The sequence below is a fragment of the Leifsonia sp. KNZ12-8B genome (genome assembly GCF_056755495.1).
On record NZ_JBPGXM010000028.1, the window covers coordinates 14010 to 32745 of the forward strand.

At 73.6% G+C, this 18736-nt stretch carries 16 protein-coding genes and 1 pseudogene; 14 read left to right on the plus strand and 3 right to left on the minus strand.

Translation table 11 applies throughout. The features are described from left to right. The first annotated feature begins 110 nt into the window (after nt 1-110). Nucleotides 111-1748, plus strand: coding sequence for an MFS transporter (locus ACR9ZG_RS06595; RefSeq protein WP_481284029.1), 1638 nt, complete (start codon nt 111-113; stop codon nt 1746-1748). 101 nt (nt 1749-1849) lie between these two features. Here ACR9ZG_RS06595 and ACR9ZG_RS06600 read toward each other — a convergent pair whose 3' ends face one another. After that, nucleotides 1850-2407, minus strand: coding sequence for a GIY-YIG nuclease family protein (locus ACR9ZG_RS06600; protein ID WP_481284030.1), 558 nt, complete (start codon nt 2405-2407; stop codon nt 1850-1852). Nucleotides 2408-2530: 123 nt separating this feature from the next. Here ACR9ZG_RS06600 and ACR9ZG_RS06605 point away from each other — a divergent pair, with 123 nt between their 5' ends. Beyond that, a complete protein-coding gene (locus ACR9ZG_RS06605; protein ID WP_481284031.1) occupies nt 2531-3322 on the plus strand; it encodes an FAD:protein FMN transferase in 792 nt (263 codons plus the stop codon). A gap of 25 nt (nt 3323-3347) precedes the next feature. Here the strand turns inward: ACR9ZG_RS06605 and ACR9ZG_RS06610 are convergent, their stop codons facing one another. Then, nucleotides 3348-5150 carry a glycoside hydrolase family 15 protein gene (locus ACR9ZG_RS06610; protein ID WP_481284032.1) on the minus strand — a complete coding sequence of 601 codons (1803 nt, stop codon included), beginning with the start codon at nt 5148-5150 and terminating at the stop codon, nt 3348-3350. Between the two features lie 189 nt (nt 5151-5339). Between ACR9ZG_RS06610 and ACR9ZG_RS06615 the strand changes: the two genes are divergently transcribed. The 5 genes from ACR9ZG_RS06615 to ACR9ZG_RS06635 are packed head-to-tail and all read left to right on the plus strand — an operon-like array spanning nt 5340 to nt 11344. Then, nucleotides 5340-6350, plus strand: a complete 1011-nt coding sequence (locus ACR9ZG_RS06615; RefSeq protein ID WP_481284033.1) for an SIS domain-containing protein — start codon at nt 5340-5342, stop codon at nt 6348-6350. After that, nucleotides 6350-7228: a PfkB family carbohydrate kinase gene (locus ACR9ZG_RS06620; RefSeq protein WP_481284034.1), complete on the plus strand. Its 879-nt coding sequence runs from the start codon at nt 6350-6352 to the stop codon at nt 7226-7228. Before ACR9ZG_RS06615 ends, ACR9ZG_RS06620 begins: the two co-directional genes overlap by 1 nt. Next, the gene (locus ACR9ZG_RS06625; protein WP_481284035.1) at nt 7225-8712 is read left to right on the plus strand and encodes a Na+/H+ antiporter NhaC family protein; all 1488 of its coding nucleotides are present in this window, start codon (nt 7225-7227) and stop codon (nt 8710-8712) included. The genes ACR9ZG_RS06620 and ACR9ZG_RS06625 overlap by 4 nt, the downstream gene beginning before the upstream one ends. Further along, nucleotides 8709-10211: an amidohydrolase family protein gene (locus tag ACR9ZG_RS06630; RefSeq protein WP_481284036.1), complete on the plus strand. Its 1503-nt coding sequence runs from the start codon at nt 8709-8711 to the stop codon at nt 10209-10211. Before ACR9ZG_RS06625 ends, ACR9ZG_RS06630 begins: the two co-directional genes overlap by 4 nt. Nucleotides 10212-10231: 20 nt before the next feature. Next, nucleotides 10232-11344 (plus strand): LacI family DNA-binding transcriptional regulator, encoded by a 1113-nt coding sequence (locus ACR9ZG_RS06635; RefSeq protein WP_481284037.1) that lies wholly within the window; start codon nt 10232-10234, stop codon nt 11342-11344. Here ACR9ZG_RS06635 and ACR9ZG_RS06640 read toward each other — a convergent pair. Continuing rightward, nucleotides 11341-12279 (minus strand): class I SAM-dependent methyltransferase, encoded by a 939-nt coding sequence (locus ACR9ZG_RS06640; RefSeq protein WP_481284038.1) that lies wholly within the window; start codon nt 12277-12279, stop codon nt 11341-11343. The genes ACR9ZG_RS06635 and ACR9ZG_RS06640 overlap by 4 nt on opposite strands. Nucleotides 12280-12380: 101 nt before the next feature. On the opposite strand from ACR9ZG_RS06640, the gene ACR9ZG_RS06645 reads away from it, so the two are divergent. The 7 genes and pseudogenes from ACR9ZG_RS06645 to ACR9ZG_RS06675 all read left to right on the plus strand — a co-directional run. Further along, nucleotides 12381-13313, plus strand: coding sequence for a PrsW family intramembrane metalloprotease (locus ACR9ZG_RS06645; protein ID WP_481284039.1), 933 nt, complete (start codon nt 12381-12383; stop codon nt 13311-13313). A 38-nt stretch (nt 13314-13351) separates the two neighbouring features. Then, nucleotides 13352-14293, plus strand: coding sequence for an NADP-dependent oxidoreductase (locus ACR9ZG_RS06650; RefSeq protein WP_481284040.1), 942 nt, complete (start codon nt 13352-13354; stop codon nt 14291-14293). Nucleotide 14294: 1 nt separating this feature from the next. Beyond that, nucleotides 14295-15179, plus strand: a complete 885-nt coding sequence (locus ACR9ZG_RS06655) for an alpha/beta hydrolase (protein ID WP_481284041.1) — start codon at nt 14295-14297, stop codon at nt 15177-15179. Between the two features lie 967 nt (nt 15180-16146). Next, the gene (locus ACR9ZG_RS06660; RefSeq protein ID WP_481284042.1) at nt 16147-16593 is read left to right on the plus strand and encodes an FAS1-like dehydratase domain-containing protein; all 447 of its coding nucleotides are present in this window, start codon (nt 16147-16149) and stop codon (nt 16591-16593) included. Further along, nucleotides 16593-17015 carry a MaoC family dehydratase gene (locus tag ACR9ZG_RS06665; RefSeq protein ID WP_481284043.1) on the plus strand — a complete coding sequence of 141 codons (423 nt, stop codon included), beginning with the start codon at nt 16593-16595 and terminating at the stop codon, nt 17013-17015. The genes ACR9ZG_RS06660 and ACR9ZG_RS06665 overlap by 1 nt, the downstream gene beginning before the upstream one ends. Before the next feature lie 50 nt (nt 17016-17065). Then, complete coding sequence (locus ACR9ZG_RS06670; protein WP_481284044.1) at nt 17066-18166, plus strand: UDP-N-acetylmuramate dehydrogenase; 1101 nt, start codon at nt 17066-17068, stop codon at nt 18164-18166. 150 nt (nt 18167-18316) lie between these two features. Continuing rightward, nucleotides 18317-18736, plus strand: a pseudogene (locus tag ACR9ZG_RS06675) (hypothetical protein); the annotation flags it as partial.

Here is an 18736-nt window from a genome sequence, read left to right on the forward strand (position 1 = left end):
TGTCGTCCACGTAACCGGAGGCAGCCTCCGAACGGAGCCTCCCTCCAATTGTACGCCCGCTCCGGGCTTCCGGAGCCGGCATCCCCTCGAGAAACGGACCCATCACCGACATGTCTCGATCCCGTCCCGGCGCGACCTTCGCCGTCCTGGCCCTCAGCGTCGCCTCCTTCGCCACCCTGCAGTCCCTCGTCGTCCCCGTCCTCCCCGTCATCCAGTCCGACCTCGGCACCACGACCGCCGGCGTGACCTGGACGATGACCGCCTGGCTCATCGCCGCCGCGGTCGCCACCCCGCTCCTCGGTCGCGTCGGCGACCTCGTCGGCAAGCGCCGCGTGTTCGTGCTGGCGCTGCTGGCCGTCGCCCTCGGCAGCGTGATCGCCGCCGTCTCGCCCACGATCGGCTGGCTGATCGCCGGCCGGGTCGTCCAGGGCATCGGCGGGGCGATGTTCCCGCTCGCCTTCGGCATCATCCGCGACGAGTTCCCCGCCCGCCGCCTCCCGTCGGCGATCGGAGCGATCGCCTCCATCATCGCCATCGGCAGCGGCCTCGGAACCGTGCTCGCCGGACCGCTCGCCGACGCACTCAGCTGGCGCGGGCTCTTCCTCGTCCCTGTCGCGCTCACCGTGGCGGGCGCCGTGCTGACGCTCATCGTCATCCCCGAGTCGCCCGAGCGCGCGAGCGGCGGCGTGAACCCCTGGGCGGCCCTCCTGCTCTCCGGCTGGCTGATCGCCCTGCTGCTTCCGCTGAGCACGGGCGCGCAGTGGGGCTGGTCCTCGCCGCAGGTGCTCGCGCTGTTCGCGGCGGCAGCGGTCCTCCTCGCGGCGTGGGTCGTGGTGGAGCTGCGGTCGCGGCACCCCCTGGTCGACATGCGGCTCATGCGAGAGCCGGGCGTGTGGAGCATGAACGCCGCCGCCGTCTTCATCGGCGCCTCGATGTTCGCGGTGTTCTCGTTCTTCCCGCGGTTCGTGCAGACCCCGGTCGGCACCGGCTACGGCCTCGGCGCGACGGTCGCCGGCTCCGGGATGCTGATGCTGCCCATGCTGGTCACCATGGCCGTGACCGGGTTCCTCAGCGGACCGCTGGCGCGCTGGGTCGGCTTCCGGGCGCAGATCGTCGGCGCGGCCGCGCTGATGGCCGCCGCGAGCCTGTCGCTGGCGTTCCTGCACGGGTCGCTCGCGGCGGTGGCCATCGCCTCCGGCGTCTTCGGTCTCGGGCTGGGCCTCATCTACGCGGCCATCACGAGCGTCGTGGTGCAGAGCGTCCCCGCCACGCAGACGGGCGTCGCCAGCGGGATGAACGCCAACCTCCGCACCGTCGGCTCGGCGATCGGCGCGGCCGTGATGACAGCGCTGGTGACCGGAAGCATCGCACCGGACGGCCTCCCGGCCGAGGCGGGCTACACGGAGGGCTTCGCGACGGCCGGCGTGCTCGCCGCCAGCGCGGGCCTGGTGACCGTGGCGGCCGCCGTGGTGCTCCGGTTCCGCCGCCGCCGCGACCAGGAGGCGGCCGACCTGGCCGCCGTCGCCGGACTCGCCCGGCTGGACGCCGTGACGGCGGCCGAGGTGGAGGCCGGGGCCGCTGTGCCGGGTGCTGTCGCCGCGACGACCGCCTCGGTGCCTGCCGCCGTCCCGTCGACCGCCTCCCTCGCCGCGGAGCGGGCCGAGGCGGAGGAGATGGCACGCCTGGTCGCCGCCGTCGAGTCGGAGCTCCGCCCCGCCGCCGCGCCGCGCCCGACCCAGGCCGCCTGACCCGGCGCCCCCGCTCGCACACCGCCGAGTGCGCAGAATGTCTGCGTACTCGGCGGTTTCGCGTGTACTCCGCGCGTACTCGACGGGGGAGGGGGAGGGGGCTAGACCGCTCGCGCCGCCGCCTCGCTGCGCCATCGGGCGAGCAGCGCCCAGGGGTCGGGGTGGCCGGCACGCAGCGCCTCCACATGGGCCAGCAGTCCGGCGTCGGTCTCGAACCATTCGGTGCCCGGGATGCGCAGCGCCGCGAACTCCGCATGCCGGCGCTGCTCCAGAGCCCGGTCGCCGCGCTCGAAGGCGAGCACCTCGTCGTGCGGGAGGGCCGCGAACCGCTGCGCCGGATTCGCGGTGGTGCCGATCTTGATCCGGTCGCGGTAGCGCAGGTAGTAGACGACGTCGACGCGGGAGGCCGCGGCGTCGCCCGGGGGAACCTCGCCGACCCTCCACTCGCAGACCGCGCACAGCCAGCCCGACGGGTACCGCACGCCGAGCCGCGACCCGCAGAAGGCGCAGGGCGACGGGAGCACATCGGTCGCGCCGTACCCGTCGTCGACCCACTCGTGCGCCTCCAGCAGGTGCGCCAGGCACAGCTGCAGCGGCGCCCCGGGGTGGGCCGGGGCGGCGCAGAGGGCGCAGGAGCCGGGGAGCGAGGCGGACGGCACGCAGCGACAGTAGCGCGCGCCACGGACAGTGGGCATCGAGCAAGCCCGAAGGCCGGGCATAGGAGGCGCCGAGGTCCGCCGGACATGCTGGTCCTCCCCGAGGTGCGACCCAGGAGGTGCGACATGACGACCGTCGAGACCGTGATGGGCATCCCGATGTCGATCGACGTGCGCGACGACGTGACGGAGGCGCAGGTCGCCGAGGCGGTAGCGGCAGCCTTCGCGAGCCTCCACGCGGCAGACCGGCGGTTCAGCCGGCATCGCTCGGACAGCGAGCTGAGCGCGCTCAACCGCGGCGACCTGGCGCCCGCCGACACCAGCGCCGATCTGCGCGAGGTGCTGGCGATCGGCGAGCGGATGCGGGAGGCGACGGGAGGGGCGTTCGACGTGCGGCTGCGCGGCGGCCCGTCCGGCGGCGGCCCGTCCGGCGGCGGCCCGTCCGGCGGCGGCGGGTACGACACCGACGGCGTGGTGAAGGGATGGGCGGCCGAGCGTGCGGCGCGCGTGCTGCGCGCCCACGGCCTCCACTCGTTCTGCCTCAACGCCGGCGGGGACGTGGTCGTCGGGAGGGCCCCGGCCGGAGCTCCCGGATGGAACGTCGGCGTGCGCTCGCCGCGGCACCCCGGCCGAATGCTCGCGGTGCTCACCGTCGCCGAGTCGGCGGTCGCGACCTCGGGCGCCTACGAGCGCGGGGAGCACATCCGCGACGGGAGGACGGGCGCCCCCGCGCGCGAGCTCGCCGGCGCCACGGTCGTGGCCGACGACCTGACCACCGCCGATGTGCTGGCCACCGCCGTGTTCGCGCTGGGGGAGGCCGGGGTCCCGTGGGCCCTCGGCCACGGCGCCCGCGCTGTGCTCGCGCTGAGCGCGGACGGGCGGCTGCTGGGCGCCGGCGACCTGCCGCTCGCGCGCTGACGCGGCGTCCGGCGCCGCCCGCCCGCTACCCCCGCCGCAGCTCGTCGATCGTCAGCGCCGCGTCGATCAGTCCGAGGTGCGACAGCGCCTGCGGGAAGTTGCCCCAGAACGAGCCGTCCGCGTCGAACATCTCGGCGTACAGCCCGACGTCGTTGGCGCGCTCGCACAGGTCGTCCATGAGCACGCTCGCCTCGCCCAGCTCGCCGATGCACGCGAGCGCGGCCGCCAGCCAGAACGAGCAGGCCGTGAACGGGCGCTCGCCCTCGCCGCGCGCCCCGGTGAAGCGGTGCAGCAGCGGGCCGTCGCCGTCGCCCAGCTCGCGTCGCAGCGCCGCGATCGTGGAGCGCATGCGCTCGCCGCGGTCGAAGCCGCTGGGCGCGTGGAGCAGCACCGACGTGTCGAGGTCCTCGCCGTCCGCGGCCATCGTGTAGCTGCCCAGCCGCTCCGACCAGCAGTGCTCGTCGACCCAGGCGTGGATGACCTCCGCCTCCCGCCGCCACCGCGCCGGGTTGCCGTCGATCTGGCCGAGTTCGACCAGCTCCAGCGCCGCCTGCAGCGCCTGCCAGCAGCCCATCTTGGACGAGGTGTGGTGGCGCAGCTCTGTCAGCTCCCACATCCCCGAGTCGGGCATCCGCCACACGTCGCACACCCGGTCGGCGACGTCGCAGAGCAGCCGTCTGGTCGGGATGTCGAGCACATTGCCCTCGCGCGCGTAGGCGACCGCCACGCTCAGCAGGTCGCCGAACACGCCGAGCTGCAGCTGGTCGGCGGCGCGGTTGCCGGTGACGACGGGGCCGATGCCCCGGTAGCCGGGCGCCTCCCGCACCACCGGTTCGGCGCGGGAGTCGTCGTGCAGCCCGTACAGCACGCGCAGCCGCGAGACGTCGCCCTTCACGGCCCGCAGCAGCCACGAGATCGCCGCGTGCGTCTCCTCCCGGAGCCCGAAGCGCGCGAGCGCGCGCAGGGCGTACGCCGTGTCGCGGACCCACGCGTAGCGGTAGTCCCAATTCTTGCTGCCGGACGGGGTCTCGGGGAGGGAGGTGGTGGCCGCCGCCGCGATCGCACCGGTCGGCGCGAACAGCAGCAGCTTGAGCGCGAGCGCCGAGCGGTGCACCTGCTCCGGCCACGGCCCCTCGTACGAGAAGGTGCGCGACCAGTGCTCCCAGTTGCCGATGGTGCGGTCGATGCCGATGTCGACGTTGCCCGCGTCGGGGATGTGGAGGGGGCCGTCCTGCGTCGCCACGACCGTCAGCGTGCGCCGGGTGCCCTCGCCGACCCGGATGCGGCCGCCGAAGCGCGGGGCGTCGGCGTCGCGGGTGCCGTCGACGTCCGCTCCCGCTCCCTGGGCAACGGTGTCGTCGAGCCCCGCGATCGCGAGCGTCACGGCGTCGACCCGCAGCACCCGCACGCCGTCGATCCGCTCCGACCAGGGCGCGGCGGTGCGGAGCAACGTGCCGGGCTCGACCGCCCACTCCATCACGACGGTGCCGGAAAGGCCCTCGATGCGGCGGGCGAGCTCCAGCCAGGGGAGGCGCCCGGCCACCCCGGTGACGAGGGCGTCGGTCACCCGCACGACGCCTCCCGCCTCGGTGGTGAAGGTGGTCTCGAGCACGTTGGTGCCCGGCAGGTAGCGGCGCTCGGTCGTGAACGCGGCGACGGGCCGCAGCACGATCCGGCCGCCCAGCTCGGCGTCGACCAGCCCGGCGAAGACGGGCAGCGAGTCGAGGTCGGGCACCGGCATCCAGTCGACCGTGCCCTGCGCGTCGATGAGAGCGACCGTCCGGCCGTCGCCGAGGGCCGCGTGCTCCTCGATGCGTGCGCTGTCCATCACCCGCCACGCAACCAGGGGGGAGGGGCGGGATCAACCCCTGCAGCGGCGCCCGACTTGCGAGGACCGCGGTTCGCGTGCGATCGTTGGTACCGGTCCCAAATTGGGACCGGTACCAATACGACAGCGCTCCGGCGCTCAGCAGCGCGGCTCGGCCCTTCCGGCGCCGCGCCGGCGGAAGGACAGGGAATGCTCGGGTTCGATCAGGATGTGTATCGCGGTGTCGTCGGCGGCGCCGGTGCGCTGCGACCGCAGATCGAGGCGATCGCCGACGCCGTGACGGCGGCCGGCTACGACAACCTCTACCTGATCGGCTCGGGAGGCTCGTACGCCGCCATGTGGCCCTACGAGCACCTCATCACCCGGCGCTCCACGCTGCCCGTGACCTCCGTCATCGCCGCCGAGCTGCTGCTGACCGGAGACCCGCGCCTCACCGAGCGCTCGGTCGCCGTGTTCTCCTCCCTCTCCGGCACCACGAAGGAGACGGTCGCCGCCCTCCGGTACTGCGCCGAGCGGGGCGTCACCACCATCGCCCTCACCGGAGACGCGGAGGCGCCGATCGCGGAGGCCGACCACGTGCTGGTCAACGGCGCCGACGACGAGACGGCGGGGGAGTCGATCGACATCCAGCTCCTCCTGCTGACCACGGCGCTGCTGAACCGCCGCGGCGAGTTCGACGAGTACGAGCGCCTGGCCGGCGAGCTCGCCGACCTGACCGAGGTGCTCACCGCCGTGCAGGAGCAGGCCGACCCGCTCGCGCAGGCGTTCGCCGAGAAGCACAAGGAGACCGGCTACCACTTCCTGGTCGGCGCGGGGAACCTGTGGGGCTTCACCTACAACTACTCGATGTGCATCCTCGAGGAGATGCAGTGGCTGCGCACCACGCGTGTGCACGGCGCCGAGTTCTTCCACGGTTCGCTGGAGCTGATCGAGCGCGACACCAGCATCCTGCTGTTCGTGGGCGAGGACGAGACCCGGCCGCTCATGGAGCGCGTCAAGCGGTTCACCGACACCTACAACGACGACACCACCGTCATCGACACGGCCGACTACCCGCTCGCGGGCATCTCACCGGAGTTCCGCGGTCTCGTCGGCCCGATCGTGGTCGACGCGATCACCATCCGGTTCAGCAAGCACCTGGAGGCCGTGCGCAACCACCCGCTGACCACGCGCCGCTACTACCGCACGGTCGAGTACTGATGCCGTCGGACCAGCAGGCGCCGCGCCGGGTGCTCGGCTTCGGCGACAACGTCATCGACCGCTTCGTCGACCGCGGCGTGTACTACCCGGGCGGCAACTGCGTGAACTTCGCGGTGTATGCCCGGCGTCTCGGTGCGGACGCCGCCTACCTGGGGGTCCTCGCGGCCGACGAGCCCGCGTCGCACCTGCGTCGCGCGCTGGGGGAGCTCGGGGTGACCACCGACCGCTGCGTTCAGCGGGAGGGCGTCACCGGCTGGTGCGACGTCACGGTCGTCGACGGCGACCGCGTCTTCGGCGACTGGGACGGCGGCGTCGTCCTCCAGCAGCCGTTCGTGCCGACCGAGGACGACCTCGCGTACCTGGCGGGCTTCGACCTCGTGCACCTCGGCGCCTACGCCGCGCTCGAGCCGCACCTCCCCGCCATCCGCCGCAGTGCCCGCCTGGTGTCGTTCGACCTCTCGGACGAGGCCGAGCAGCGGGCGCCCGCGTACCTCGACGCCGTCGCGCCGTGGACCGACCTCGCCGTGCTCTCGGTCGCCGACCTCTCCTGGCCGGAGGCCGAGGAGCTCGCCCGCGATGTCCACGACCGCGGCGCCGCGCTCGTCCTCGTGACCCGCGGGCTCGACGGCTCGGCGATCTTCGACGGGTCGGCCTTCCACCGCGCGCCCGCCGTCGCCGTCGAGGCGACCGACACCATGGGCGCCGGCGACGCCTTCATCACGTCGTTCGCGCTGTCCCTCCTCGATGGAGGATGGACGCGCGGGCACTCCCTCCCCGCCGACGTGTTCGACGGGGCGCTCCACCGTGCGGCGCGGTTCGCCGCCCACCAGTGCTCCGTTGAGGGGGCATTCGGCTACGCGAAGGAGATCCTGCAATGACGCAATCCACATCCGCAGCACCACCGGCGACCGAGGCCCGGGCCGCAGCACCGGAGGAGCGGCCCGCCCGGTTCGATCCGCGCCTGCGCACGATCGTGGCGTACTCCGCCCTGCTCGTCATCTTCGCCGTGAACCTCCTGGCGCCGTCGGGCGAGAAGGCCGCCTACGGCTGGTGGAGCCTGCTCCCGGCGGTGACGCTGTTCGGCTTCATCCTGATCACCCACCGCGTGATCGAGGGCTTCGTGTGGAGCGGCGCCCTCGCGATCTTCATGATCTACCGCCTGGGCTTCGCGACCGCGTGGATGGACGCCCTCTACGGGCAGGTCACCGACCCGGACAACATGTCGCTGCTGGTGCTGCTGGTCGCGATCGGCGGCCTCCTCGGCGTCTTCGAGCATATGGGGCTCGCCGCGTCGTTCGCGCGCACCGCCTCCCGGTTCGCGCGCGGTCAGCGCGGCGCGGGGCTCACCACCGCGATCTCCTCCCTGCTGCTGAGCAACGACAGCTACCTCTCGGCCTCGGGCGTCGGCGTCAGCATGACGCCGCTGAACCGCCGCTTCGGCCTGCCGCGCACCTTCACCGCCGCGGTGATCCGGGCGACGGGCGAGCCGGGCACCACGCTCAACCCGATCGGCTCGACCTCGGCCCTGATCGCCGGGCTGCTGGTGGCGGCCGGCTTCGGCTCGACCGCGCTCGGGGCGTACCTGCAGGTGCTCCCGTTCCTCTTCTACTCGATGGCGGCCGTGCTGATCGGCGTGCTGCTCAGCGCCCGGCTGATCCCCGTCTTCGGGCCGATGCGCCGCGACGTCGACCTGGCCGCCGCCGAGGCGGAGGAGGAGGTCGCCGAGGAGCAGCGCACGCTGCCGAACTTCCTCAACTTCCTGGCCCCGATCGCGGTGGTGATCGCCGCGACGATCGTGCTCGGCCAGATCCAGCTCGGCTTCGTGCTCGCCATCGTGGTCACCGGCGTCCTCCTGGTGGTGCAGCGGCACACGACGATCGCGGCCTACGTCGACGCCGTGATCGACGGGATGAAGGACATCTTCCCCCTGGTCATCCTGATGGCGCTCGCCTTCGTGCTGGTGCACGGCATCTCGACCCTCGGCTTCACCGACTTCGTCATCGACAACATCTCGGGCGTCATCGCTCCGCAGTGGCTGCCGCTCATCGTGTTCGCCATCTTCGGTGTGACGGAGATGCTGGTGACGCTCAACTGGTCGCTCTACATCCTGCTCACCCCGGTGCTCGTCACGCTCAGCACGCAGATCGGCGCGAGCGTTCCCGCGACCGTCGCCGCGCTGCTCTCGGCCGGCACGTTCGGCGTCGCGGCGGCGATCTCGTCCGACGTCGGCCTGCTGACGGCCAGCTCCACCCGCGTCCCGCTGTACCGGCACTGGATCACCAACCTGCCGTACCAGCTGATCGCGGCGGTCGTCGCGCTGATCGGCTTCGCGGTCGTCGGGCTGCTGGGCATCACCGGATGATCGCGGACCGCATCGTCGTCGGCCGTCGCATCCACGCGGGTGCGGCGGCCGGCCCCGGGTTCGTGGCGATGGCCGGCGACCGCATCGTTGCCGTCGACACGACGGGAGGCTCGCCGGAGGATCTCGTCGGCGCCCGGACGGAGATCATCGACGCCGGCGCGGGCAGCGTCGTCGCCGGCCTGCACGACAACCACACCTTCTTCACCTCGCAGCTGCTCGACCACGGCGGCCTCGACGCCCGAACCCTCCCGGACGACGACGTCATCGCCGCCGCCATCGCCGCACGCGACCGCGGCGGCCGGATCGTCCTGCGCGGGCTCGACGCCGCACGCGCCTCCCTGCTGATCGCCCGTGCCGAGGCGGAGGCCGCCGGGAGCGACACCGTGGTCGTCGCCGACCAGCGCGCGGCGATCGTCGCCACCGAGGCCGCGACCCGGCGCCTGGGCGCCCTCGATCCGGAGTCGAACGAGTCCCTCCACGGCCTCTACGCACAGCTCGCCGAGGACCGCGACGCCGTGCGCGCGGCGTTCTCGGCGGCGGCGGCCGTCATGCACCGCGGTGGCGTCACCTCCGTCAAGGACATCGCCTTCGACACCCACCTCGGGATGCTGCCCGCGATCGACGGCATGCTGGACGACGGCGGCCTGCGGCTGCGCTACGCCTTCGCCTCCCAGGCGGTGGCGGCGCCGGCCGACCTCGACGCGGGGGCCGCCTGGCGTGGGCGGCCCGGCGCACGCTTCCACGGCTTCAAGCTGATGACCGACGGCTCGTTCGACACCGACACCGCCGATCTGCTCCCTCCCGACGACCGCTGGCGGCGCCGCCAGACCAGCGACGTCGACTACGCGGCGGTGCAGGCGGAGGCCGAGCGCATCCTCGACGCGGGCTTCCGGCTCGCACTCAACGCGGACGGGGACGGCGCGGTACGGGCGTGCCTCCGCATCGTCGAGCGGTACGCCGGCATGCTGCCGGCCGGTTGCTCGCTCTCGGACGTCAGCCTGATCGAGGCGGGCGACGCCGCCCGCGTCTCCCGCCTCGGGCTGGCCGTGGAGACGTATCCGCAGATGCTGCGCTACCCGGGATACACGCCGGAGCTGATGGAGGAGCTGCTCGGCGACGAGCGCGGGCGCCGGCTGGCGAACCTCCCCGCCCTCCTGCGTGCGGGGGCGCTGGTGAGCGCCGGGACGGACTACCCGCTGTTCGAGCCGAGCCTGCCGGAGTCGTTGCTCTCGTCCTCCGAGCGTGTGCTCGGCGTGGCGGGCACCGGCACGCGCTGGCTGCCGGACAACGCCGTCGCCCGCGAGGACGTCGTCGCGACGTGGACGACGGCGGGCGCGGCGGCGATGGGGCAGAGCGGGGAGTGGGGCGTGCTCGCGCCCGGCGCGGCGGCCGATCTCGCCGTCTTCGACGTCGACCTGCTCACCGCTCCCGCCGAAGAGCTCGCGGCCGCGCGCACGACGGCCGTGGTGGCGCGCGGCGCGGTCGTCCACCGCGTCTGAGCGCCCAATAGAGTGGTGCCGTGACCGCCGACGAACCCGCGAAGCCGACGATCTCGGAGGTCGCGCAGCGTGCAGGCGTCGGCCGCTCGTCCGCCGCCCGCGTGCTCGGCGGCTACGGCTCGGTGAGCGCCCACACGCGGGAGCGGGTGCTCGCCGCCGCGGCGGAGCTCGGGTACGAGACGAACGAGCTCGCACGGAGCATGAGCACGGGCGTCACCATGACCATCGGGGTGGTGCTCGCCGACATCGCCAACCCGTTCTTCTCCGGCGTGCTGCAGGGCATCTCCGAGCAGGCGCGGCGGGCGGGGTACGGCACGGTGCTGGTGGATTCGCACGAGGAGCCGGAGCTGGAGGACGACGCCGTGCGCCTCCTCGTCGCCAAGCAGGTCGACGGCCTGATCGTCGCCCCCTCCGGAGGAGCGTCGGCTCCGGCCGAGGCGCTGCGCTGGGCGCAGGCGCGCGGTGTCCCGATCGTGCAGGTCGACCGGACCCTGCGCTCGCTCGACGCGGACGCGGTCGTGATGGACAACCGCGACGCCGCCAGGGAGGCGACCGAGCACCTCCTCATCGCGGGTCACCGCCGCATCGCCCTGGCGTGGGGCCCGCAGCGGCCGGCGGGCGACACCGCAGACGCGACCCCGGCGGTCCTCGCGCGCTGGGCGGGCTCCAGCGAGCTGAGCAGCGTCGGCGAGCGGTACCTCGGCTACGCGGACGCGCTGGCCGACGCCGGCGTCCCGCTCGACCCGGCGCTCGTCATGACGGGGGAGCAGACCGTCGACGGTGTGCGCGCATTCGTGCGCCCGCTGCTGGGCGCGCGTCGCGCCAGCGCGGTGATCGCCACGGAGCAGGACGCCGCCGTGGCGGTGCTCGCGGAGGCGCGGCGCGCCACGCTGCGGGTGCCGGCCGACCTCTCGCTGATCGCCTTCGACGACTCGCCGTGGGCGGGCGTCTTCGACCCGCCGATCATGACCGTGCAGCAGCCGGTGCAGAGCCTCGGCGAGGAGGCCGCGCGCCGGCTGATCGCGCGCATCGGCGGCGACGCGTCGCCGGTGAACGTCGCGCACCTGGCGTCCACGGTGGTCGAGCGCGGCTCGGTCGCGCGGCCCCCAGAGCCGGCCCCGCGCGGGGACTAGGGCCCGGCCTCCCACCACCGCAGCACGCGCAGCGCCCGCCAGGTGACCCACCGGCTCGGTGCGCCCTCCCGCTGATCGAGGTCGAGCAGGGTCGGCCCCTCGTGCACGTTCTCGAGGGTCCAGCGGCCGTCGGGCCCGGCCTTCGAGCGCAGCAGCTCCACCGCCTCCGCCAGCCGGGGGTCGCGGAGGTCGCGGGCGCGGAAGTGGTCGAGCCCGCGGAGGATGTCGTGGAACCAGCGCACCGGGTACGACAGCATGGTCATCCGCGGGTCGGCCACGGCGCCCGTCGAGCGGCGGCGGAACAGACCGCGCTCCAGGAGGTACTCCTCGCCCGTGCGCAGCGCCTCCCGGTGCTCGTCGGTCGCCCGGCCGGTGCGGTCCCACGCGGCGAGCCCCTCCACCGAGCAGATCGTGGAGTGGAACGACGAGACGCGCGCGCCGTACTCGGCCCAGCAGTTCCAGGCGCCGTCGGCGAGCCGGGTGGAGGCGAGGGCGTCTGCCAGGCGCGTGCCGTCCTCCCCGAGGTACGCGGTGACGACGAGGGCGACGCCGTTGATGCACGGCTCGACCTCGCCGTCGAAGAACGGCTCGCCCTCGTGCTCCCACCGCACGTTCTCCCGCACCAGCGACACCGCGTCGCGCACGGCGGGGCTGTCCGGATCGGGGCCGAAGTCGACCAGCTGCTGCAGCGAGAAGTGCGTCGCCGTCCACGCGTCGAAGAAGGGGCGGTCCTCCTGCGCCCAGCCGGGCCGGTAGGTGCCGCCGTCCCAGCGTCCGTCGGCGTCCTGCCAGGCGAGCAGCTGCGCGCCCCAGCCCTCCTCGACGACCCGGGCGCGCTCGGCCGCGACCGTGGCGGCATCGGCGTCGGTGAGATCGCGGAGCACCTGCCAGCGCAGCGCGGGATCGGAATCGAGCAACCAGGCGACGACGTCCATGCGGGTCAGCGTAGCGATCCTCCACCGGCGCGTCAGGACCGCGTACCCTCGTCACATCCGCCGTGCGCCGGCGCGACCGACAGGCGTCAGAGGGGAGCAGCATGACCGTGCAGCCGACCGGCGAGACCTTCGCCGGCACCGCCGAGCACCGCCCGCACCACCATCACCATCACGGCTGGTGGTGGAAGACCCTCCTCGCGGGCGCCGCCGTGTGGGTGCTGACGATCGTCGTCACGGCCGTCACCGGCAACACGAACCTCGTGCCGACGCTCATCCTCCTGGGCAGCTTCCTGGTGCCGTTCTGCGTCGTGCTGTTCGTCATCGAGCGGGTGACCGGCTCGGTGAGCACCCTGCAGCTCGTGCTCGCCTTCTTCGTCGGCGGCATCTTCGGCGTGCTCGGGGCGTCGCTGCTGGAGGCGGACCTCCACGAGAGCTTCTGGGTCTACGGCCTCGTGGGCCTGATCGAGGAGTTCGTGAAGGGTGTCCTCCTCGTCATCGTCGGCTGGCGTGTCGTGCCCAAGACCGCCGCGCAGGGGGCGCTGCTCGGCGCGACCATCGGCGCGGGCTTCGCGGCGTTCGAGTCGGCCGGGTACGCCTTCAACGCCGCCATCACAGCGCAGGGCATCGATCTGGGATCGCTGCTGCAGACGGAGGTGCTGCGCGCGGTCCTCGCGCCGGTCGGCCACGTGCTGTGGACAGCGGTGCTCGGCGCGGTGCTCTTCGGCGTCGCCACGGGCCGCGAGCGGTTCCGCTGGTCGCCGTGGATCCTGCTGACCTTCGTCGGCGTCGCCCTGCTGCACGCGGCGTGGGACTCCTCCTCCGACATCGCATCGGTGCTCGCGCTGCTGTTCAACGGCCAGGCGCTGGTGGAGCTGCAGCACGGCTTCCTGGAGGCGGGCACGGCCGCCGAGGTCCGCGCCCTGTCCACCCTCCTCTACGTCGTCGGCCTCGTGATCGTCTCGGCGGCCGGGCTGCTGACGCTGTGGCTGGTGCTGCGGCACTACCGCCGGGTGGAGCGCATGGTGCAGCCTTGACCCGGAAGGGGATGGTCGGGATGGGCGACGATGCTGAGATGCTGGCACTCCGCGCGCACGAGCGGGGCGGACCCGAGAAGCTCGTGGTCGAACGGGCTCCGCGGCCGGAGGCCGGCCCGGGGGAGCTGCTGGTCGAGGTCGAGGCGGCGGCGATCACCGCGCCCGAGCTCACCTGGACCGAGACCTGGGAGGCGAACGGCACCGACCGCACCCCGATCATCCCGTCGCACGAGTTCGCCGGAGTGGTGGCCGCCGTCGGCAGCGGGGTCGAGGGCTTCGCCGCCGGGGACCGGGTGTTCGGACTGGTGCCGTTCGACCGCGACGGCGCCGCGGCCGAGTTCGTCGCCGTCCCCGCCTCCTCGGTCGGGCATCGTTCGGCGGACGTTCCTGCCGACGTCGCCGCCGCGGCGGTGCTGCCGGCGCTGACGGCGTGGGAGGCCCTGCACGATCGCGTGCGCCTCCAGCCCGGGCAGCGGCTGCTGGTCCGCGGGGGCGCCGGAGCGGTGGGCGCGATGCTGGTCCAGCTGGGCAGGGACCGCGGAGCCCGGGTGACGGCGACGGTGTCATCGCCCGCCGATGTCGACCGCGTGACGAACCTCGGCGCGGACGAGGTCGTCGTCGTGCCGCGCGGCGAGCAGCCCCACGGCCTGGCGGGGTTCGCCGTCGTCGTGGACGCCGTCGGCGACCAGGTGCCCGCCTGGATGTACCGCGCGGCCGAACCGGGAGGGACGCTCGTCACGCTGCAGCTCCCGCCCGATGAGCGGCTGGCCGCCGAGCACGGCATCCGCACCGTCTTCTTCGTGGTCTCGCCGGATGCCGGCCGGCTGGCGGAGCTCGACGGGTTGCTCGCCGAGGGCAGGCTCACCGCCGACGTCGCCGAGGCGTTCCCGCTGGCAGAGGGCGGCGAGGCGTTCGTCGCGGCGGGCGTCCCTGGGCGGCGGCACGGGAAGATCCTGCTGCTGCCGCGCCCGGCGGCCTGACGTGGGCGAACCGGACGTACGCCGGCTCCGTGCGGATGCCGCCCGTCGCGCTCGGGCCCGGCCGCGGCCGCCCTTCGCCGGCGAGATCGCAGACGCGACCCTCCAGCGCGGCTCCCCGCTCCGGGTGCGCCGGTACCGGCCAGACGAGACGGAGCCGTCCGGGAGGGCCGTCGTCTTCCTGCACGGCGGCTACGGCATCCTCGGCGACCTCGACCTGCAGGACGCCTACTGCCGCCGCATCGCAGAACCGCTCCGTGTTCCCGTCGTCTCGGTGGAGTATCGCCTCGCCCCGGAGCACACGTTGACCGATGCGGTCGATGACGCGGTCGCCGCGGTGGCGGCGGTCGCCGCGGGCGGCGCGGACGCGGCGGTGGCGGCGCTCGCCGCGGACGGCGCGGGAGGCGCGGACGCCGCGGTCGCCGCAGACGCCGCGGACGCCGCCACCCGGGTCCTGCTGTGGGGCGACTCCGCCGGCGGCGCGGTCGCCCTGGCCGCTGCCAAGCGCTCGGGTGCGGCGGCGCTCGTCCTCACGAACCCGAACGTCGACCTCACCCTCTCCCGCTACGACGCGGCCGCCCCGGGAGGACCGGACCGCGACCTGTCCGCCTGGGCGTTCGCGCACTGGGCCGGAGCCGGTCGCCTCGCCGACGCGCCGGATCTGGCCGCCGACGTGTCCGGCCTTCCACCGCTGTTCGCGGCGGTGGGCTCGGCCGATGCGCTCCTCCCGGATGCCGTCCGGCTGGTCACGCGCTGCGGCGAGCGGCGGATCGCCGCCGAGCTCCTCGTCATCGCCGGCGCCGCGCACGGGTTCATGGCCGGGCCGGACGAGGCGGCCACCGCTGCGGTCCTGGCGGGGGCGGGCGGGTTCCTCGCACGGCACGCCTGATCGCTACGGTTGACGGGTGGATCAGCGCGGCGAGCATCAGGGGGAGCCCCTGCGTTTTCGCGTGGGCGGACTCACCCGGGCCGACCTCCGCGCGGCGCTGCACTCCAGCGGAGTCCTTCTGAACGCGTACGCGGAGACCCTTCTCGACCACGCCGCTTTCGATCCGCGGGAGCCGGAGGCGGTCGGCGTCGTCGAGCGCAGCGTGTCCGACCTCGGTCTCGGCTCGGGAGGCACGCTGCACGAGGTGTACGCGGCAGCGCAGGACGACGGGCTGGGACTGTGCCCGCCCGACACCGGCCCCTACCTGAGGCTGGCGATGACCTGGCAGGCCGACGCCCCCGACTCGGTGCTGTCCGCGGGCAGGTCGCCGGCGGGCGCCCTGAAGGTCGCCGCACCCGCCGCTGAGCGAGGACGACGCCTATCCGAAGGGCCTCTACCTGCGCGTCGTCGACGGCCGGCGCTGGCTGCGCGGCTACTGCTGCGACGCCGAATACCGCTTCGCGCCGCACGACCGGTTCGCGTTCCTGGAGCCCGCCGACCGAGCGGATGTCGGTGGTCGCCCCTATTCTGGGGACACGTCCAAAAAATCTCGAAAACACTACATCTAGTGGAATGACAATCGTGTCATTCGGGTTATATAGTGGGTGCACACCGCGCGTCAGACACCATCGACGCTGACGCGAACGAGACCTGGGGAGGACATCATGGACTACGAGAACAACGACAGCGTTGGCGGCTATGCGGTTCCCGTCGACCCGATGGACCTGCTTCAGTGCGACAGCTGCCAGTAAGGCGCTGACCTCCGCGAGGCAGTGACTCCGTGAGTCGCTGGACCTGCTAGACGTCGAGAAGGCCCCGGTCATGATGACCGGGGCCTTCCGCTGTGTGCGGGCGGCCGTGAGGGTCGCCTGTGTGCGGGCGCCCGCTGCCCGGCGGACCGTCAGCACCGCCCCCGTAGAATCGTCGGGTGCCAGTGAATCCAGACCTGCAGGGGCGGAGCTTCCCGCCGTCCGGGCCCTACCTCGTCGGGCGCGAGAAGGTGCGCGAGTTCGCCCGGGCCGTGTTCGCCACCGACCCGGCCTCGTTCGACGTCGACGCGGCGAAGGCCGCCGGCCACGCCGACCTCGTCGCGCCGCCCACCTTCCCCGTCGTCGTGCAGCAGCTCACGCTCGACCAGCTGCTGGCCGACCCCGACGCCGGCATCGACTTCAGCCGGGTCGTGCACGGCGACCAGCGGTTCACCTTCACCCGGCCGGTCGTCGCGGGCGACGAGCTCACCGGCACCCTGACCGTGACCTCGGTCAAGACCCTGGGCGCGCACTCGATGGTCACCGCTGAGACGGTGATCACGGACGCCGGCGGCGACCCCGTCGTGACCGCCACCTCCACTCTGGTCGTTCGAGGGGACGAGTGATGACCGCACCGGATTTCGGCACCCTGACCGTCGGCGACGTCGTCGCCGAGCGCACCTTCGACCTGAGCCGCGACTCGCTCGTCCGCTACGCGGGCGCCTCGGGTGACTTCAACCCGATCCACTACCGCGACGATGTCGCGACCTCGGTCGGGCTCCCGGGTGTGATCGCCCACGGGATGCTCACCATGGGTCTCTCGGTGCAGCCCGTCGTGGACTGGGCCGGAGACGCGGCGCGCGTCGCGGACTACCAGGTGCGGTTCACGCGCCCGGTGGTCGTCGACCCCGCCGAGGGTGCGGCCGTGTCGGTGACGGCCAAGGTCGGCCAGCTCGACGCGGAGGCCCGCGTCGCGCGCATCGACCTGACCACGACCTTCAACGGCGAGACCGTGCTCGGCAAGGCGCAGGTGCGGGTCTCGCTGTGACCGACGCCGTGCGCGCCGCCGATGCTCCCGCGCTCGCCGCGCTGACCACGATGCGGGTCGGCGGGACTCCCGCGCGGTTCGTGCAGCCCGCCGATCACGACGCGCTGATCACGACGGCGCTCGACGTGTGGGCGTCCGGCGACGACTGGCTGCTCCTCGGCGGCGGCTCGAACACCGTCGCGGCGGACGACGGCTTCGACGGTACGGTCATCCGGATCGCGACCCGCGGCGTCGAGAGGCTGGAGGCGCCCGCGGGCCGGGTCCGCCTCCGTGTGCAAGCCGGCGAGCCGTGGGACGAGCTCGTCGCCGCGACCGTCGCGAACGGCTGGGCGGGGATCGAAGCGCTCTCCGGGATCCCCGGCTCCACCGGCGCGGCACCCGTGCAGAACATCGGCGCCTACGGCCAGGAGCTGGAGTCGGCCCTCCTCGGGGTCGAGTTCCTCGACGAGGTCACCGGCGAGCTGCGGTATCTCACGCGTGAGCAGCTCGGGCTGGGCTACCGCACCTCCGTGCTGAAGCGCGGCCTGCGCGGCATCGTGACCGCGGTCGACCTCGACCTCGCCGACAACACCGTGCCCGGCGGGATCGGGGCGCCGCTCAGCGAACCGGTCGGGTACGCCCAGCTCGCGAACGCGCTCGGCGTCCCGCTCGGCTCGCGCGTACCGATCGCGGAACTGCGCCGCGCCGTCCTCGCCCTCCGCGGCTCCAAGGGCATGGTCCTCGATCCTGCCGACCCGGACTCGGTGAGCGCCGGCAGCTTCTTCACGAACCCGATCGTCTCGGAGAGCTTCGCGCGGTCGCTCCCCGCCGACGCGCCGCGGTGGCCCGTCACCCCGCCGGAGCCGGAGACGGTCATCGAGCTGCCGCCGGGCGGTGTCCATCCGCTCGACGTGCCCCCGCTGGCGCAGGGCCCATACCAGGTGAAGCTCTCGGCCGCGTGGCTGATCGAGCAGGCCGGCGTGCGTCGCGGCTTCGCGCTCCCGGGATCGGGGGCGGCGATCTCGTCCAAGCACACGCTCGCCATCGTCAACCGGGGGACGGCCACCGCGGCGGACGTGGTGCAGCTCGCGTCCTTCATCCAGGCCCGCGTGCAGGCGGAGTTCGGCGTGCTGCTCCACCCCGAGCCGGTGCTGGTCGGCCTCTCGTTCTAGCCGCCGCCCCGCGCAGCGCGCTCCGAGCGAGAGGCGCACCCCGAGCGAGAAGCGCACCCCGAGCGATCTGTGAGAATTTTCACACTCGCCGCCCCTACGCTGTGGTGCACACGGCGCATCCGCGCAGCCGTCCACCGAAGGAGCACGACCATGGGATTCCTCGATCGCCTTTTCGGACGCGAGGAGCGCACCGACCAGCCCGGCCAGCCGTACGGACAGCAGCCCTACGAGCAGCAGCCCTACGGCCAGCAGCCCGGCCAGCAGGGTGCCGCGCCGCAGACGGCGACCGCCGGCGGTCGCAGCGAGGACGAGATCGCGGTCGAGCGCTACCGCTACCTGCTGCGCACGGCTCCGCCGGAGACGATCGAGCAGGTGCACGAGGAGGCGTTCGCCAAGCTCACCCCGGAGCAGCGTCGCCTGCTGTTCCAGCAGCTGAGCGAGAACGCGCCCGCGGGCGATCAGCCGCGGGGCGATGACCCCCGATCGCTGGCGCAGGCCGCGACCCGCTCGGAGCTCCGCCAGCCTGGCACCCTGGAGCGCTCGCTCGGCGGGCGGGGGATGGGCGGGGGC

Excerpts from the sequence above, each read along its gene's own strand:
- ACR9ZG_RS06595 (WP_481284029.1), top strand. The coding sequence starts at position 111 with ATGTCTCGATCCCGTCCCGGCGCGACCTTCGCCGTCCTGGCCCTCAGC.
- ACR9ZG_RS06605 (WP_481284031.1), top strand. The coding sequence starts at position 2,531 with ATGACGACCGTCGAGACCGTGATGGGCATCCCGATGTCGATCGACGTG.
- ACR9ZG_RS06610 (WP_481284032.1), bottom strand. The coding sequence starts at position 5,150 with ATGGACAGCGCACGCATCGAGGAGCACGCGGCCCTCGGCGACGGCCGG.
- ACR9ZG_RS06615 (WP_481284033.1), top strand. The coding sequence starts at position 5,340 with ATGCTCGGGTTCGATCAGGATGTGTATCGCGGTGTCGTCGGCGGCGCC.
- ACR9ZG_RS06620 (WP_481284034.1), top strand. The coding sequence starts at position 6,350 with ATGCCGTCGGACCAGCAGGCGCCGCGCCGGGTGCTCGGCTTCGGCGAC.
- ACR9ZG_RS06625 (WP_481284035.1), top strand. The coding sequence starts at position 7,225 with ATGACGCAATCCACATCCGCAGCACCACCGGCGACCGAGGCCCGGGCC.
- ACR9ZG_RS06630 (WP_481284036.1), top strand. The coding sequence starts at position 8,709 with ATGATCGCGGACCGCATCGTCGTCGGCCGTCGCATCCACGCGGGTGCG.
- ACR9ZG_RS06640 (WP_481284038.1), bottom strand. The coding sequence starts at position 12,279 with ATGGACGTCGTCGCCTGGTTGCTCGATTCCGATCCCGCGCTGCGCTGG.
- ACR9ZG_RS06645 (WP_481284039.1), top strand. The coding sequence starts at position 12,381 with ATGACCGTGCAGCCGACCGGCGAGACCTTCGCCGGCACCGCCGAGCAC.
- ACR9ZG_RS06650 (WP_481284040.1), top strand. The coding sequence starts at position 13,352 with ATGCTGGCACTCCGCGCGCACGAGCGGGGCGGACCCGAGAAGCTCGTG.
- ACR9ZG_RS06665 (WP_481284043.1), top strand. The coding sequence starts at position 16,593 with ATGACCGCACCGGATTTCGGCACCCTGACCGTCGGCGACGTCGTCGCC.
- ACR9ZG_RS06670 (WP_481284044.1), top strand. The coding sequence starts at position 17,066 with ATGCGGGTCGGCGGGACTCCCGCGCGGTTCGTGCAGCCCGCCGATCAC.